The sequence below is a fragment of the Mesorhizobium sp. 128a genome (genome assembly GCF_053848025.1).
The window spans coordinates 81,254-96,611 of the sequence record NZ_JBSPKY010000023.1 but is presented as its reverse complement, the minus strand read 5'-3'; the positions used below and the strand labels follow the sequence as shown (position 1 = coordinate 96,611).

Sequence of the window (15,358 nt, the reverse complement as noted above, 5' to 3'; positions counted from 1 at the left end):
ACATACATGAAAGGCGGGTCAAATCTCGGTGGAAATGCCGGGTCAGTTCTCAGTGAAAATCAACAGGCAATCGGTCAATTCTCGCGGCGCCTTTCTCCAAGGCAACCCATGAGCGTTTAAATCGCATCAAGAACCGGGAGGCTTTCCGCCCGATCGCACCGATTTGCCTGGAGCAGGATGTTGCGCTGCACTTCGATTTGTCACGCCCATCGCCCTACATGCTTTTTTTCCAGAAAGTTCTCGATAGCCGGTTGGAGGCCGTCACGCACGTTGATGGCACAGCACGGGCTCAGACGGTTTCGCGGGAGCAAAACCCCCGCCTGTTTCAGTTGCTCACGTCGTTCAAGGCGAAGAGCGGGGTCGGGGTCCTTTGTAACACATCGCTGAACTTCAATGGCACCGGCTTTATCAACCGTGCAAGCGATTTGTTGACCTATGCCCGGACCGCAGGTCTCGACGGGTTTGTTATGAACGATGCCTTTTATCTCCTCAAGACGGCACCCGGCACGGAGTCGGTGCAATCGAAAGTTTGAGATCTGACAGCTAAGCTGCAAAGTTACGCTGTTCATGGTTTATTTGCCTACCGTATTCTGGCGGCAGATCCTTGGTTGGGGTGCCCCTCAAAGCCATCCTCGGCCGCGTTGCGGCTGGCCTCGATCGAGTCCTGCGGTTCCCCCGCGCGCAATCACATTGGGTCTTGCGCGCTGAACTTTCGCCCAGCTCGGAAAGCCTAAGCAGCCACCTTGTCCAGAAGGATGACACACGCCCTTGGAACTGGCGCGCGGCACATGCCGACAACGTGGCTCTGTCAAGATAGCCTCCTATCATCACGAGCCGTTCACAGGTCACACAGTGCGGGTATTCGTGTCAGCCCCGGGGTGAGGGTCCACGCGCATCCATCTTTATGGCCTTGCGACGAGAGCCTAGATGCAATTGCCCGAGGGCCATTAGCGCCTGGCAAAAAGGCTGACTCACGCCTGTCCTGGAGAATTCCACGAGTTCGTTCAGTCCAGTCGTACTGGAGAGTCGCAAGGCTTCGTAGCGGCAGACCGGAATCTGCCGATTGTTTTTGAATCGCCTGTCCGGCCCACCGCTTTTGTTAGGGTGGGCCCAGGTGTGTGCAACCACTTCAGTGTCGGACGGAACTCTCCCCGTCTCGATAAAATTGCTCGGAGCAAACTGTGAATGGAGATCAGCGTATCCAACCGCGCCGAAGCGGTTGCCATCCTTCACGAGGACGAGATCTGGCATGAAATAGAGCACCTGCCGTCCCACGTGCATCGAAGGCGGTGTAACGTTGCTACGAACAACTTGCGGTAAGGTGTTTGCAAGTTTTGTAGGCTTTTTGTCGACCAGCATGCTGGCCCCGGCATTGCGCTTCCAAGTTGTCAGATCCTGGATCTTGCCTCCGGCAGCGACATGCCACTTTCCTGCGCAGCGAGTGAGCGTTTCGAACGCGGCAACCAGCCCGCCATAGGCAGCCTCGGCGTCTTGCTCCAGATCATAATAGAGCACGCTTACCCGGCGGTAGCCGTCAAACCATTTGCCAATCAGCATGCCCGGTAGAAATGCAGCGACCCCCAGCAGAGGCGCGGCACCTCCGAGCGCTTTCCCAACAAGGAAGCCGCTTATCCCAAATAGAACTGCCAGCACGACGGAGAGCCGGGTCTGCGATTGCCTGGCGTTGATTTCATCGATCACATTTGCAAAAGTCTCATCCCGCATGTCCATAACGTCGCCGGACTCGATCTCGCTCATCACGACGCCATCAGTGATGTATTGTGGGGCCGACGGTTGCGGTTGAGCTTGCGGCGTGTAAGGGGTTGGCTGTTGGATACCCTTTTTCGCGCCGGCTTTTCCGAGCGTGCCGCGATAGTAGAGACCGCCTACGCCTGCGTGGATATAGTGGCCGCGCGGACCCGTTCCGATCCGAAGACCTTTCACACCAACGGAGACGCCTACCCCGCCCGACGAAAAGTTGAAGCGGAACGGCCCTGCACCGATCGATTTTCGAACGTAAAACCCCATTCCCTGAGTCCCCCAACTCAATGCTGTGTGCGCTAAGCCACTAGCATTCTTTCCCACTCACGACTTCGATCCCCCAGCCGGCGCGAGATCCGTTTCTCGCGACCGCTGCCTCACCCTGATTTCAATTCGTCGTCTCGCCTTCACGTCGCCGGCCTGCGCTCCGTCGGTCAGATGGTCGCCAGGCAATATCAGCTGGCCACCCGACATCGGCAGGATTGTGAGCCCTTTCAGCTCGGGCATATCGCGAAGTATACTCGTGACCGAGATTGCTCGGGCCAGCCCAAGGCCGGCGTTGTCGGCCGGATGAAGCGTACCGACTTCAACGTTGCGGGCGAGGACCGGTTGGAGACCTTTATCCATGTTCGATAACTGACCGGACATGGCCTGCTCGTCCGTGTGTCCAATCACCTCGATGACGTCGACGCCGTATGACGTTGCAATGCCCGCAATCGTCTTCGACAGATCCCGCAACCGCGTCCTGAAGCGATCGGAAAGCTCCGCACTTCCGGTGTCGAAATTGTAGCCATCGAGTTCGCTGAGACTGATGATGGGCGGCCAATCGTGCGGCTTGGCAGCAAGCATAGGCTCATCTGCCTTCTTCAATGCATCTGAAAGGTCCTTGGAGGTCTTGGCCGTACCGGCGTAACCAAACTCCTTCAGCACCTTCGTGCGCTCGATCATCGCCTTGGCTTGGTCGACGTCGATATCATTGTCGGAAAGGACTTTGGTGACCGGCGCCTTTTTCACCACTTGTTCAACCGAAAGCCCTGCCTTTTTGATCCTTTCAATGTTCTCTTTGGCCAGGACCAGTTCACGCCATTGCTGGTCGAGCACGTTGCGCCCTGTCGCGGGCTTGACCATTTCATTCAGCTGAGCAAGGAGCCGCTTGTTTTCCTCGTCGAGCTCACGCGATTCCTGCCTGAGGGATTTGGCAATCTTCTGCGCCTCTGCAGCCTCTTTCTGCTTCTTGGCGATGATTGCGCCGGCTGCAAGCAGAAGGCAGAACACCAGAAGCAGCATCGTTTCGGCCATCGTCAGACCCAGGATCAGGCCGCGGCCATAGCCCTTGCGCTCAAAAGCGACCGCTGTTCCCACGACCTCGGTCACCGGCCCCACCAACCGCTTTTTCTCGGCGGTTCAGCCTTGTCTGGCGCGCCGCCCAAGGATTGGAAGGAATCGCCTTGCGCACCTTCGGAGATGTTGATTATCGCCTCTTCACCAACACTGGCGGCAGGTATCACTGCGCGTGCTGGATCGACTGCTATTGCGTCGTTAGCCGCATGGTTGGCGCGCGCCACCTGAAGACCCCTTTCTGCAATTGTTGCAACGAGTTCGCTCGTGTCCTTACTCTGCTTTTGCACCACTGCCGCAAGCGCTTCGGTTAGGCGCTGCTGCGCTTGAACACTCTCCGCTGTCTTCTCTGCCGCGGCTGCCGCCCGCTCTACACCACTCGCCACTTTCGCCACTGCGTCAGCGAGACCGGTCATACGAGCTTGTTGCTCCTGCGAGGCCGTCTCGGTCTTGACCGCATACTGGGCGACAGCGCTGCCCAGGAGCTTTACCATCGGCGCCAGATCGTTCTTTAGCACCTCGTCAGGAACGACAACCTTTTCCAGCTTCGTGGCCACGGTGTCAGCTTGTTCGCCGAGCTTACCGACCGACGAAGACATCGAGCTGTTGGCTTTGTCGAGCAAATCAGCAGCAGCTTCGACCCGCTGCGCAATCGAAGAGAACTGACTTTCGACCTGCCCGAAATTGTCTTTAAGCGCGTCACTGAGTTTGCCTGAGGCCTCTTGCACCGGCTTGATCGATTCCATGGCGATCTTGTCCAATGCGGATCTTATGTGCTCGCCGTTCCGCTCTGCTTGCACGGCAATCTCTGCGAAGCCCTCTTCGAGCATTTGATGGCTGACCCGGCGAAAATCGGCAAACTCCCTGGTGACGCTCTCCATCTCGGCTCTTACTCGCCGCGTCATATCGGCGAGTTCATGCCTGGCCGTCCTCTCGATATCCGCAGGGTCGCGGCGCATCTGATTGTAGAAGATTCTGAGCGCGATGCCGGTGATGGTCGACGTGATCGCGATACCGAAGTTCCTAACGATTGCATCAGTCGAGCCCTCCGACCCGAACTGGAACAACGAGATGCCGAGGCTCGTCAGGGTGAACAGGAAGCCCATGTAGTAAAGATTGTCACCGGTCTGCTCATCGTGAAGGCGAAGCTTCCCGGTGAAGATCGATACGCCGAGGTAAAAGAGCATCAGGCATACCGGTGCACCCGCCGCCACGATCGGGTTTACGCCTGAGAGCTTCGCAATGGCGATGAAAACGCAGCCGCCGAGCGTCAAAGCCGCGAAGACAACGAGCGGAAAGCCTCGATGCCCCAACAGGGGATTGTCGTGCTTCCTGGCCATCAGTTTAACCCCTCCAAGCCAACCAGCTTTTCGAACTCGCCGTGGTGGTTTTGGACCCATTGCGTCCAGAACTCGGCGTGGTCGAGCGACTGAAATGGCTTCTTTGCCCTGTCGATATAGAGAATTGTAACGGCCACTTCATCAAGCGAGGTGCCGTAGGTCCGATCGGCGGCGCTATTGACGTATTTCTGGTAATCGAGACCTGATCGGTACTGCGAATAAGGCGCGCTATGTTCGATCATGTCCGAGGCGACCACCAATCTCTTGGCGCCACCCTGTTTCGCCAAGCTGCTATCGAAGAGCGACAGTTTGATTTTCTGAATGCCGGCCATGATCGGAGACTGGCTCGCCGAGGCAGCATTCGGAATTTCATCAGGAAGCTTGTTCAAAGGGTCGCCGAAGGCGTTTTCCCATTTCTTTTGACGCCGCGCAGGGTTGTTGGTCCAATTATCCACCGTCGACCCGTCACCCGGGTTGCATCCATCGAACATCACGGTCAGGTCGCCGGGGTCAGAGTTCAGCGTGTAAATCCTCACATAGCCGCCCGGCTCGACCCGCCCGATCGTCTTGCGGAACTCGTTCTTCAGATCGGCCATCGTCGTTGCCGAAATCGGATCGGTGGCGTCGATCAGCACGGCCGTCAGGCTGACGGGGCCATCCAACGGACAATTCGTGCTGGCGTCGATCTGACCCTTGCCAGAACGTGACCACATCCAGCCAAAGCCGGCCAGCATCGCAACGGATAGCCCCCCAAGGGCGACAGCCGCGACGATCGTGCCCGCATGGCCCTTCTTGCGCCTGCGAGCCCGCCTAGCCATTCACGCTGTCCGGATGAAGTTTGTCGAGCTCGCGGTACTGCTCAATCCCCCGCTCGCACTCCTGGCCAATGAGGCGGACTTGACCATTGAGCTCTTCTTGCGCCTCGCGGATCGATGCGCCAACATCCCCCTCGCTCCACTCCCCGTCACCGGAAATTTGAGGTTTGATGCGATCGAGCTTGTAAGGCGCCCCGAAATGTTTGGGGGCAGGCTCTTTCCTCGCCTGTATGTTCGCTTCCCTGTATTTCGACAGAAGCTGGTTGCAGGTTCGCTCCAACTGGTCCTGATGCTGTGCAAAAAGCGCCAGAAGCCTGGACCGATGATCGACGATCGCACGATGCTCCCTGCGACGGCTGCCGAGTTCCTTGACGATGTCCTCAACCTTTTCGTTGTGGTCGTCGCGAACGTCTTGCAGTTCTTCAATCAACTCTCTCTTACGATCGATATAGTCCTGCCGCTTACGGACCAACCGATTTTCGACGCCAGCGTAACCCGGATACGGGTCGAGTACGAACCAGCCGTCAATAAATGCGAAAATCGAAAACATGAGGCCGATCGCAAACAGAAGCCACGACTTCACGTCCGTGAGGCCCGCCGGATTGGCGAGCATGTTTCGGATGACCTCTGTACCGGCGCCATCCGCGAGCGAGCCACTCACCTCGCGATAGTGCGCCAGCGCCAAATTTATGGTCACGGCCAGACCGACATAGACAAGGATCGAGAAAATCCCGACTAGCTTCCCAAACACCGACCGGTGGGTGACCAGGCGGGCGCAAAAAAGCGCGAGAAGCAATGCGGCGCCGATGTTGATGAAGGAGAATGCTGCTGCCTCTAGGATGCCACCAAAGAACCCCTGCTCGTTCCCTTTGGCAAGGAAACTCCCGTTCATCGCTGTTTCGATAAGAAAAAGGAGTAGCAGCAGCGAGAGCCGCAAAAGATGAGCCGCGCCGTGCTGGACCCGTGCCGCGCGAAACAATCCGTGCTTCTCTTTGAACCAGGCGTGCTCTTTCTCAGCGTCGTCGAGAGCCCTCCTCAATCCATGGAGTTCATCCAGCCCGACCGTAACCGAAGCTTTGAAGTCTGACACGCTGGCCGCGTTCGCCTGACGGATTAGACCGAACTGTTCTTCGAAATCGAGGCCGGCGAGACGTCCGCCGAGAAGCTGCAGGTTGTCCTCTAGAGTATGATACGAAGCCTTTTTCTCGTCTTCGACACGTTCAATGATGGCATGTTCGACATCGTCGAGATTCTTGGCGCTCTTCGGGGGCTGGTTGCCCTCGCCACGCTCCTTCCCGCGGCCAGCGAGATCCATATCGCGATCAATCTTGGCGACATCCAAGCTGTTGAAAAGCTGGGTGCTCGCTCGGAAATCATGGTTGGAATCGCGCAGCGACTCGCGTAGCCGATTTAGCTTTTCGAATTTAGAACCCACGCCCTTCGCATCCCAATTCTTTTCGCCCCAAGCAGAATGCTTTCTATGCACAGTAGCGCGAAAGGGCAACCATAGGCGTGCGATCGTCTTCGGTCTTCGCGGAGGAGCTTCAACGAACCCCGCAGGTTAGAAATGTAACGCGAAATCAGTTCAGCTGATCTCTCTCTTGCGGTACCTTTGGAAACCAAACGAGCCCTGAACGATGGATCGCTATACAAGTAGACGTGGACCTGAAGACCGCGATCGCGGCGTCGCCCGATCGACTCACATGCGGAGTGAGCTGCTGGGCGAAGTGGCGAGATGTGTAACCTCCGACGACCGGGAAACGGCAATTATCGATCTAAGGCAGGCGAGCCGCTCAGTCCAGATCGACTCCGTTTTTGACAGGGTCCGGGGAGAGTCAATCCGGTTGCACAACACAATTGAGCACATCGGCAATTCCCGAGATATTTCTTTGTTCTCTGATGTTGATCAAACCGAGCTAGGAAATTTGACCATTGCGCCGGACGAGGGCAGCTTGCGAATTGGCTGGATAAACAACAGATACCGGTCGAGGTACGGGGCTCGGCATGGTTATGATCAATATGGCCGATCGGTTCAGAGCGTCAGAGAACCTTCGCAGTCTGATTCTTCGTTCTCAATCTGAAGAAGCTTCAATATTTTTCTACAAGAGCGGATTTCGATTTACAGGAGAAGGAAACGAAGCCAAGAATTTGGAGATACGGAGGCAGATTTCCAACCCACAATTTCCACCTCCGGATGATGTCATCTTTCTTGGCGAAATGGAGCGCGCGTAAGTCGGCGTCGCGCATATCGATCGATCACGCCAGGATGAAATGGCGACCCACCTCTTGACTCAAGCGCCTGAAAGGCGTGGAGCGCCCTGCGAATAGGGGCGTGAGGTTGAGCACAGCGTGTGCGCCTGGATGAGCTTTCTGGCGCCCACCCCGCACCGCCTCGTCACCTGACCATGCCTTGGAGATCAAGGAATGCATCACCGGGGCCATCGTTCGCCACCTGATCCGGTGTTTACGGGGGAAGCACCGGCGACCGGATCTATCATTGGACGCATATGCCTGGTCCGTATGTTGGTTAGTTGAGAGGCGCCTGAACGGCGGCGCAAGACCCGCGCTTACCTCACTGCACCAACGGCATCCTTCCGCTTGCGGCGAGGAGGGTCTATGAGGTCGGCTATTTCGCCACCAAGTTTGGACTCACCATTCCAGAAGTCCGCGAACCACTCGCAAAGCACGGTAACGACAGGGAGACGCTGGAACGCGAGGCAAAGGCGCTCGGCAGCAGATAGCTGCCGATCTCCATTGTGTCGCATCGGCACCCACATGGCACGATGTGCGCCATGCCTGCAGATACTCGCCCCTCGGATGTCTTGGCGCTGGCCGAATTAGCCGATCCGAAGCGTGCAGTAAGCGCCGCGATCGAGCTTTACGGGCGGGACACTGCGGTCCGCGCTAGAGGCGAATTTTGCGGGTCGAAACGCCGACTACCGCTTTTGGTGCCAGGTTTATCGAGAACTGACCGACGGAAGCATGAAGCAATAAAAAAGGCCCGCCGGGTGGGATGCGCGGTCCGGCCTCACAACCCCGATGTCTGGGAGTTGTTTCCACCGCACGAAAAATGCGCAGGGTTAACCCGCGGGCGACCTAATCCGGGAGTGTTCGACGGCTCTCGGCGTACAGGCGTTTCAGCCAGCGAAATTGCCGCAAGAAGCGGATCGTGTCGCCGCGCCGATTGGAACGTGAACGCCCGCAGGAACGCCCCTGCATACTTGTTGTCGCATATTGCTCGGCCGCCAAGGCCAAGGGACGTCCTCGTTGCCCTCGACCGTCGATTCGAGCTCAGGGATGCGCGAAAGCCCGCAAATAATTCAATGGGCGCGTAAGTGACACACTTGGCTCATGCGTGGCCTTGAGCCTCCGGCTGTCATGTTCAGCCGTGTCCGATAGAAGACATTTATGTCCGAAATCGGACGCGGAGGCCCAATATTGCGTCGGCGCAGCGACGCAATGCACATGATTTTACCCTTAGGTCGTCTTGGCACGTCGACTGCAGGGAACCCGTAAAGGATTCTAACGACCTCGGCAGTCTCCCGGTCTCGTCACAGGAATGCAAATGAACTTGCTCGATGGGCTTAATGCCGTAGACGTTGGCACTGTGGAGGTCTTTCCCGCCGGAACCCTGCAGCGTCAGCAGGGAGTGCGCGAATTCGGATCGTGCGACGAAATGACTGCTTTGCTAGTCAGAACACAGCGATCTAGCGCGAAAACGACCGCCGCCACGCCTGGCCTTCAGGAGAAGGAATCTAAAGAGTGAACACGCCGAGCTATTCCGAGACTTTGGAACTTGCGATTGACCGTTCGTACGAGATCAATCTAGACATGTTGAGATCGCGAAACCTGCACCTCGAGATGCACAACGATTATCTCGTTGGGACATATCCCCCCCTCAAGGCCATGAAGGATCTGGATGCCGCACTGTTGTTGGATCAGGTTGCGTCGTCAATCGACCTCTATTTCCACATTCCCTTCTGCAACCAGTATTGCACATTTTGCCACTTTGGCAAAGAAATCAATCCACCCACCGCGCGAGTGGAACGATATCTGGCGGCTCTAGATAAAGAGATGAGTTGGTCGGAGGCGGCGCTTGATGGCAGAGTCATTGAGACTGCGTTTTTCGGAGGTGGCACTCCTTCATTCCTGACCAACGATCAACTCAAAACGCTTTTTGGCATGGTTAGCAAGCGCTTTGATTTATCGAACTCTGAGGTAAGTTTCGAATTGCACCCCTCTCTTGGAAAGCAAGTCGATGCTACGGATCGCTTATCCACTATGCTTGCGAGCGGCGTAAACCGCTTCGTGCTTGGCGTTCAAACCTTGGATAGGAATATCTTGCGCATATTAAACCGCGGGCACGGTGCGGAGGAGGTAACACAAACTGTAAAATTGCTGATTGAGATGGGCGTTGAGAATCTATCCCTTGACCTTATGTATGGACTGCCGGAGCAAACGTTCAGGAGTTGGTACGACTCCATTATCGGCCTATTGGACATGGGAACAGAGAAGTTCAACATATTCCCATTGATGTTTAAATCGACGGACCCCATCACCCGGCAATTAGCGCGAGGACGATACCATTTCGCCGGAGCTAAGGAGCGCATCATAATGCACTTCATGGCTGAGCACATCCTCACGAGCCTCGGCTATCGTCACGGGCCCATTTTCTATTGGACCAAGAGGTCCCAACCGCACTCCTTCCAACAGTCCCGCAAATACGATTCCTGGAACGACAATAATCTTGTCCCGTTTGGGGTTGGCGGATTTGGCTACATGAGTCAGTGCCAGTTCTATAACGAGGCGGATTTAAATAGCTATCTGTCCAGAGTTGAAGCGGGGGAGAAACCGGTGTGGAAAGGTGTTGTACTGTCGCAAGACGATCTCATGCGCAGAACGTTGATGTTCTCATTACGAAGCAGCGGAGTGTTGCTCTCTCGCTTCGAGCTAGAGTTTGGCGTATCGATTGAACAATACTTTGGCCGCGAGCTTAAACTCCTAACTGAGGCGGGGCTGGCGGCTATCTCAAACGATGGCGTGCTTTCGTTAACTGCTTCTGGCGTTATCAATGCGGGCGCTGTGTCGCTGCTATTCTTCTCGGAAGACGTGCTGGAGCAGGTCGCGTACACCGAAAGCAGAATAACCGACAAACGAGCCGATCTGCTCGAAAAACACGATTACTCGCCGGCGGGAAGATACGGGTCAAGTGTAGAAATGCGGGCCCTGTTCGGTGAAGTCGGGGGTGCGCTCGATGTCCATTAGGTCTTCTTTTTCCATCCCGGAACAGGGGGCTCATCGGGTGCAGGCGATATTTTCTCATTTGACCGATCGCATTGATCGCCGGCACCGAAAACGGCCGCTTGGTCTTCTCAGCGATTTTGTCACCGAGCAACTGCCGCACCGTATTGCGGAGATCAAAGGCAGTAAACGTCCAGGTGAAGCGGTTAAGGCCCTAGGGCGGAGCATTAACGCAATGATTGTGGCGAAGGACCACGAAGCGCAGTTGCGGACTCTGCCCCGGTCCGAGTTCGGGGTCGCTAAGACAGACATCCAGTATCTCGCCAATTGTGCTTATCAGATATCCGCCTTTGCCGGCCTTGATCCCGTCGATGCCGAGTTGACGGTGGGAGATGCGCTGAGCCGTCTTGCACGCGTGAGTTGCCAACTGCAACCTAGCATTGACGTCCTCTCCTACGAAGACATGATTCTTACGAATCCGTTGCAGTGCGATCCACGCGTATATTGCCTTGGCTCGGCCGGGGTCGAGGAGCGGGATTTCTGCCTGGGTCATCAATTCATTGAGAGCGAATTACAGTCAGCGATAGACGCTCTACTTGAGCTGCGCGATGCCGCCGAGGCGGATGCAAGTTATTGTCTTGCACGTTGCGCGGAGCGCCTAGAGTCAGCAAATTCTGTTCTGGGGCGCTTTCACCGATATATGTCGCCCGATCTATTCGGCCAATTTCGTATGTTCTACGGAAAGAACCCTTACAAGGATAGGCTTGGCCCAAGCGGCCGTTTTTCTGCCCGCGTCGTGGCGGTCTCGGTGCTACTGATCGGCGAAGAACTCTGCCACCAGAAACCTCAGTTTTACAGAGATGTATATCGACTGTCAGAATACTATCCGCAGGAATGCATTCACGAGATATTTCGTTGGTTGTCATCTGATAGCCGAAACGCCGGACTCCAGCCAAGCTGGCTAGAGGGGAAAGCGAACTTCCCTAAGTCTGCAACGATTGCGCCCGGCATCGAGCGCCAGGCGAGTGAAATCAGAGAGCTGCGCGCGTCCTGTGTCGGGGCGCTGGATCGGTTTACCCGGATGCACCGCAGTACGGCCTTGAAATATACGGTTGAACCAGGTCGTTCAATTGTCGGAGTTGGGGCGTCGGAAAGTGTTGATGCTGTGCTTTCACAGCGGCTCTTGACGGCGGCGGGCCAAAGTTAACGTCGGTATCGCTTTGCCAAGCAAATATCACGCTAGAGGCGCTTGCGTCCGACACGAGTCGAAAGCGAGGGTCAATGTCTCAAGACGTGGTCTTCCGTCGCTTCGAATCTGGGGATGCCGACGATGTATGGCATCTTCATAGAAGCGCAACTAAGCATGTAGGTGTGCGCGGCCCCGGAGGGGTGTGGGAGGATGATTTACGCAATGTTGGAGAAGTCTATATCGAGTCAGGCGGGGACTTCGTAGTCGTGCGTATTGGGACTCAACTTGCTGCTATGGGTGGATTGAAACGCGTTGACGACGACGTCGCAGAACTGAAGCGTATGCGGGTCGCTCCCGTCTTTCAACGACGAGGGCTTGGAAGGAGAATTCTTGGTGAATTGGAATCGCGAGCCGTCGCTCTGGGATTCAAGTGGATAGTCCTCGACACGACAACGATCCAAGTAGGGGCTCAAAGATTTTATGAGACGGCCGGCTATATTCGCCTCAGGGAAGGGATGTTGCACGGATATGCAGTGATCTTCTACCAGAAGCGGCTCGTCGGCCGGGATGGTACCCCGCGTTATCGATGAAGTTGTGAGGCGATACAGAAGTCGGTGAACGCCATGACGCGACCGTAGAACCCAAATGAGGGTCGGCTTCGGGGCGGGCGGAGTGACACCTTGCCCAGAATTCGTCCGCTGGACGCGGATTCGCAATATGCGGTCACAGGGGCCGTGTCGTCGTTCCCTGCCTGGATTTTGGTTCTTGTCCCGATGACCCGCAGGTGGGCGCTGTTAGGTCGCTTCGAGCACCATATTGAGCGGGGTCTGGGCCGCTCGCCGGACATGCTGGAAGCCGCCTGAGCGGATCACCTGGGCCGGCCGCTTTTCTCCGGCTTGTGTGCCAAGTGCGCCCGCCCGACCTCGAAAGTCACGTTCGTTACGTCGTGCGCCCGCGAATGCGCGCTTGCTGCAGCGATCGAAGCTGGGTGGAAGTCGAAGCCGGTAAAGCGGGACTTGGGGAACACCTGCGCCATGAAGATCGTCGACAGCCCGTGTCCGCAGCCGACGTCGGCCACCTTTGCGCCCGCATTCAGTTTTTCCGTCACTCCATCGAGCGCCGGCAGCCAATCCTGCACCAGCGCGGTGACATAGCCTGGCCGGAACAGCCGCGCCACGGCGCAGAACATACACCCAGCCTGATCTCCCCAGGCGACGCCCTTGCCCGTCTTTAACAATACCTGAACCTTCTGTTGGTTCTCGACCATCGCAGCCGCTGTGTCGAAGGCGCCGATAGATGAACCGGGCTGTCGGGCTCCGCAAAGACGAATGACTGCTCGGGCGTCAGCGAGAACTGGCCGCCATCATGATGTACGTAGCCAGAGGCCGCCTGAGCCGAGAGCCATTCGCGCACGTAGCGCGGCGCGCATTCGGAAGCGGCGGCAAGCTCGTCGGGTGTCGCCGGCCCAATTTCCTTAGGGTCCTGTACAGGCCGAGCGCGTCTCCAATCCGCACGAGCGGAACGCTGCCTGCTCCTCCTACGTCGCTAAGGACGCGGCCCACGAGCTCATTGAGTGTTGCTTCGTCGAGTTGTGTCATGTCGGGATTCCTCCTGGTTCGGACGGCGTCCTGCCGCTCCGTCAGTGCAAGGACCTCTTGGGTCCGGCCAACGTGAGGTCAGAACCTTCAGAGGGGAACGCATCGAGCGAATGGGAGGAAACACTCGATGCGCCGCAGGATCGAAGCTTCGCTGGTCTTGAGCACACGTGGCAGCAGCCCGCGTCTCACACCCCTTTGATGCGGCTCGTCCCGTCGCTGCTCTGCCAATCGCCGCGCTCATCGAGGTCCTCTTCGATCAACCCGGCCGCGTACAACTGGTCGAGCAGGTCGGCGACTGCAAGTACGCTCGTCCCGTCTGTCGTGACTCGCATAACCAGCTCCGAGGCTGTGCAGCTGCCGCATGCGATCAGATGCCCAACGGTATATCGGACCGACGTCATCGAGCACCCGGTCTTCCTTGTTGCGTGAGCGGAGATCGAAGTACCCGTTCCCTGCTTTGTATTGCAGGTCTCTGCGGAAGCGGATCGGCAGGTCGGGGGCTGGGCTCTCGAGCATGTGCTGATCCATCATGCTCTGCAGCGCCTCTCGGAACTCGTCAGGCGTCCTGAAGAAACATTGACCCACGATGCGGTACCCGAGAGGCCAGCGTTCGCCACCCAGTACCGGTGTCACCAATTGTAAGCGTCCCTGCCGCATATTTATGAGGAAGCCGGAAACACAGGCGATCGTCGTGTGATCGCCCTCTGGCAAGGCGATTGCATCGTCTTTGTTGGCGCCCCTGAGCTTCTCCTTCCGCGCACGCGCGCGCCCGGTCAGAGCCTTCGCGGTCGGCGCCCCTTTACCCTGCGGGATGAGTTCGACGCCCATCAGCTCCTCAGGCGAAAACGCCGTATGAATCTGATTGAGATGTGCCCTGCTCAGCACTGAGAAACGATTCGGCGTAGTGCCATAGCGGTTGAAAAGTCCGAGCACGCGCCTGGTGAGTGCCTCGTCCTTGAGCGCGGGGCGGTCGTCGTTGTTTGGGGTAATGCGCCCGTGAGCGGATAGTAGTCGAACAGAAAGTGATCGTAGTGTGGATTGTCGATCGGATCTGTGGCCCAGTAACAGAAACCGGTGCGGGCTGCCGAACCAAACATCTCGCTCGCGACACCAACCACCCCACGCCAAAGTTCTGCATGCCTTTGTTATAGTCGTAATAGCCTTTGAAGCGCTCGGCCGAGACGCCACAGAACCAGCAACCGACGGTGCAGCCTTCGCTCAGCTCGAAAGCCAAGATGGGGTGCGAGACCGACGGAGCCGATCCGCCCAATTCGTCATTACATCGCTGGATTTGACGCTCGCGCCAGGCATGAAAGCGAGGGTTGATCATCGACATTTCGCCTTCGTCGCGCAGGAGGTCGCGGTGGCGCAAGGCGTGTTGCTCGCCGCCGCCGGTCGCGGTCAGGAGGACGGGCTTTCCCCGCAACGCGGCCGGATCGATTTGCGTCCGCAAGGCCGGCAATATCTCGTACGATAGCCATGGCACGCCTCACGAAGATGGGGCTGCTGAAACTTCAGCGTTCATTCATGCTTCTTCCTCGAATCGGTCGCTGTGGTCCATGATGTTCTCCAGTTGTCTATTCCGAGTCTCGGGCTCCGGCCCTTCCGTAAGCTGCTGCTGCATTTCGCATGGCGATGGCCCGATCGTATGGTGATGCCGAGATCCTGGCTCCGATGGGCCCCGGTTCAACTTGCGGATCACGCTGGGGAGAGAGTCATTACGGCCATTTCGATTTTCTTATGGGACCATTGCGTAATCACGAGAAACTCGGCCGAAATGACCTCGTCCGATGGCCATCGGATGCCGGGTCTACCGCGACGGCCCGAACGCCTTCCAGACACCTGACGTGACGCGCGACCAAGTCTGCGGCTTTGCTATCGTTCCTCTGGATCTTGGCTGCGCCTCAGAGGGCGAGGTAGAGCGTGCGTTGCGAACAGTTCGTCCCGCAGATTGGACTGCGGCGGCACCTGGGTCGGACGCCGAGGTGACTGCGAGATGCTGTCGCGCGTGCCGCTGAACGGTTGTCCCGCAGTGGGACTGCGAGTGCATCAACCTCGAACCGCTGAGTCAGTATG

At 57.2% G+C, this 15,358-nt stretch carries 8 protein-coding genes and 5 pseudogenes; 4 read left to right on the top strand and 9 right to left on the bottom strand.

Annotation, left to right across the window (positions count from 1 at the left end; translation table 11 throughout):
- Positions 1-74 precede the first annotated feature (74 nt).
- A pseudogene (locus ACWTU9_RS28820) lies at positions 75-533 on the top strand (carbamoyltransferase C-terminal domain-containing protein); the annotation flags it as partial.
- A gap of 334 nt (positions 534-867) precedes the next feature.
- Here ACWTU9_RS28820 and ACWTU9_RS28815 read toward each other — a convergent pair.
- The 6 genes and pseudogenes from ACWTU9_RS28815 to ACWTU9_RS28790 all read right to left on the bottom strand — a co-directional run.
- Complete coding sequence (locus ACWTU9_RS28815; protein ID WP_455861280.1) at positions 868-2,028, bottom strand: DUF4236 domain-containing protein; 1,161 nt, start codon at positions 2,026-2,028, stop codon at positions 868-870.
- A 57-nt stretch (positions 2,029-2,085) separates the two neighbouring features.
- Positions 2,086-3,135, bottom strand: a complete 1,050-nt coding sequence (locus ACWTU9_RS28810; RefSeq protein WP_455861279.1) for a hypothetical protein — start codon at positions 3,133-3,135, stop codon at positions 2,086-2,088.
- Complete coding sequence (locus tag ACWTU9_RS28805) at positions 3,132-4,439, bottom strand: hypothetical protein (protein ID WP_455861278.1); 1,308 nt, start codon at positions 4,437-4,439, stop codon at positions 3,132-3,134. Before ACWTU9_RS28805 ends, ACWTU9_RS28810 begins: the two co-directional genes overlap by 4 nt.
- Positions 4,439-5,257 carry a hypothetical protein gene (locus ACWTU9_RS28800; RefSeq protein ID WP_455861277.1) on the bottom strand — a complete coding sequence of 273 codons (819 nt, stop codon included), beginning with the start codon at positions 5,255-5,257 and terminating at the stop codon, positions 4,439-4,441. The genes ACWTU9_RS28805 and ACWTU9_RS28800 overlap by 1 nt, the downstream gene beginning before the upstream one ends.
- Positions 5,250-6,689, bottom strand: coding sequence for a hypothetical protein (locus ACWTU9_RS28795; RefSeq protein ID WP_455861276.1), 1,440 nt, complete (start codon positions 6,687-6,689; stop codon positions 5,250-5,252). Before ACWTU9_RS28795 ends, ACWTU9_RS28800 begins: the two co-directional genes overlap by 8 nt.
- A gap of 1,664 nt (positions 6,690-8,353) precedes the next feature.
- Positions 8,354-8,550: pseudogene (locus ACWTU9_RS28790) on the bottom strand (hypothetical protein); the annotation flags it as partial.
- 466 nt (positions 8,551-9,016) lie between these two features.
- On the opposite strand from ACWTU9_RS28790, the gene ACWTU9_RS28785 reads away from it, so the two are divergent.
- The 3 genes from ACWTU9_RS28785 to ACWTU9_RS28775 all read left to right on the top strand — a co-directional run bounded on the left by ACWTU9_RS28785 (position 9,017) and on the right by ACWTU9_RS28775 (position 12,274).
- The gene (locus tag ACWTU9_RS28785) at positions 9,017-10,519 is read left to right on the top strand and encodes a coproporphyrinogen-III oxidase family protein (protein WP_455861275.1); all 1,503 of its coding nucleotides are present in this window, start codon (positions 9,017-9,019) and stop codon (positions 10,517-10,519) included.
- Between the two features lie 58 nt (positions 10,520-10,577).
- Complete coding sequence (locus ACWTU9_RS28780; RefSeq protein ID WP_455861274.1) at positions 10,578-11,702, top strand: hypothetical protein; 1,125 nt, start codon at positions 10,578-10,580, stop codon at positions 11,700-11,702.
- Positions 11,703-11,776: 74 nt separating this feature from the next.
- Positions 11,777-12,274, top strand: coding sequence for a GNAT family N-acetyltransferase (locus tag ACWTU9_RS28775; protein ID WP_455861273.1), 498 nt, complete (start codon positions 11,777-11,779; stop codon positions 12,272-12,274).
- 204 nt (positions 12,275-12,478) lie between these two features.
- On the opposite strand, the pseudogene ACWTU9_RS28770 reads toward ACWTU9_RS28775, so the two are convergent.
- The 3 pseudogenes from ACWTU9_RS28770 to ACWTU9_RS28760 form a co-directional block, all read right to left on the bottom strand.
- Positions 12,479-13,282, bottom strand: a pseudogene (locus ACWTU9_RS28770) (methyltransferase domain-containing protein).
- A 185-nt stretch (positions 13,283-13,467) separates the two neighbouring features.
- Positions 13,468-14,654: pseudogene (locus tag ACWTU9_RS28765) on the bottom strand (radical SAM family RiPP maturation amino acid epimerase); the annotation flags it as partial.
- Positions 14,652-14,723: pseudogene (locus tag ACWTU9_RS28760) on the bottom strand (FMN reductase); the annotation flags it as partial. The pseudogenes ACWTU9_RS28760 and ACWTU9_RS28765, both read right to left, overlap by 3 nt.
- Between the last annotated feature and the right edge of the window lie 635 nt (positions 14,724-15,358).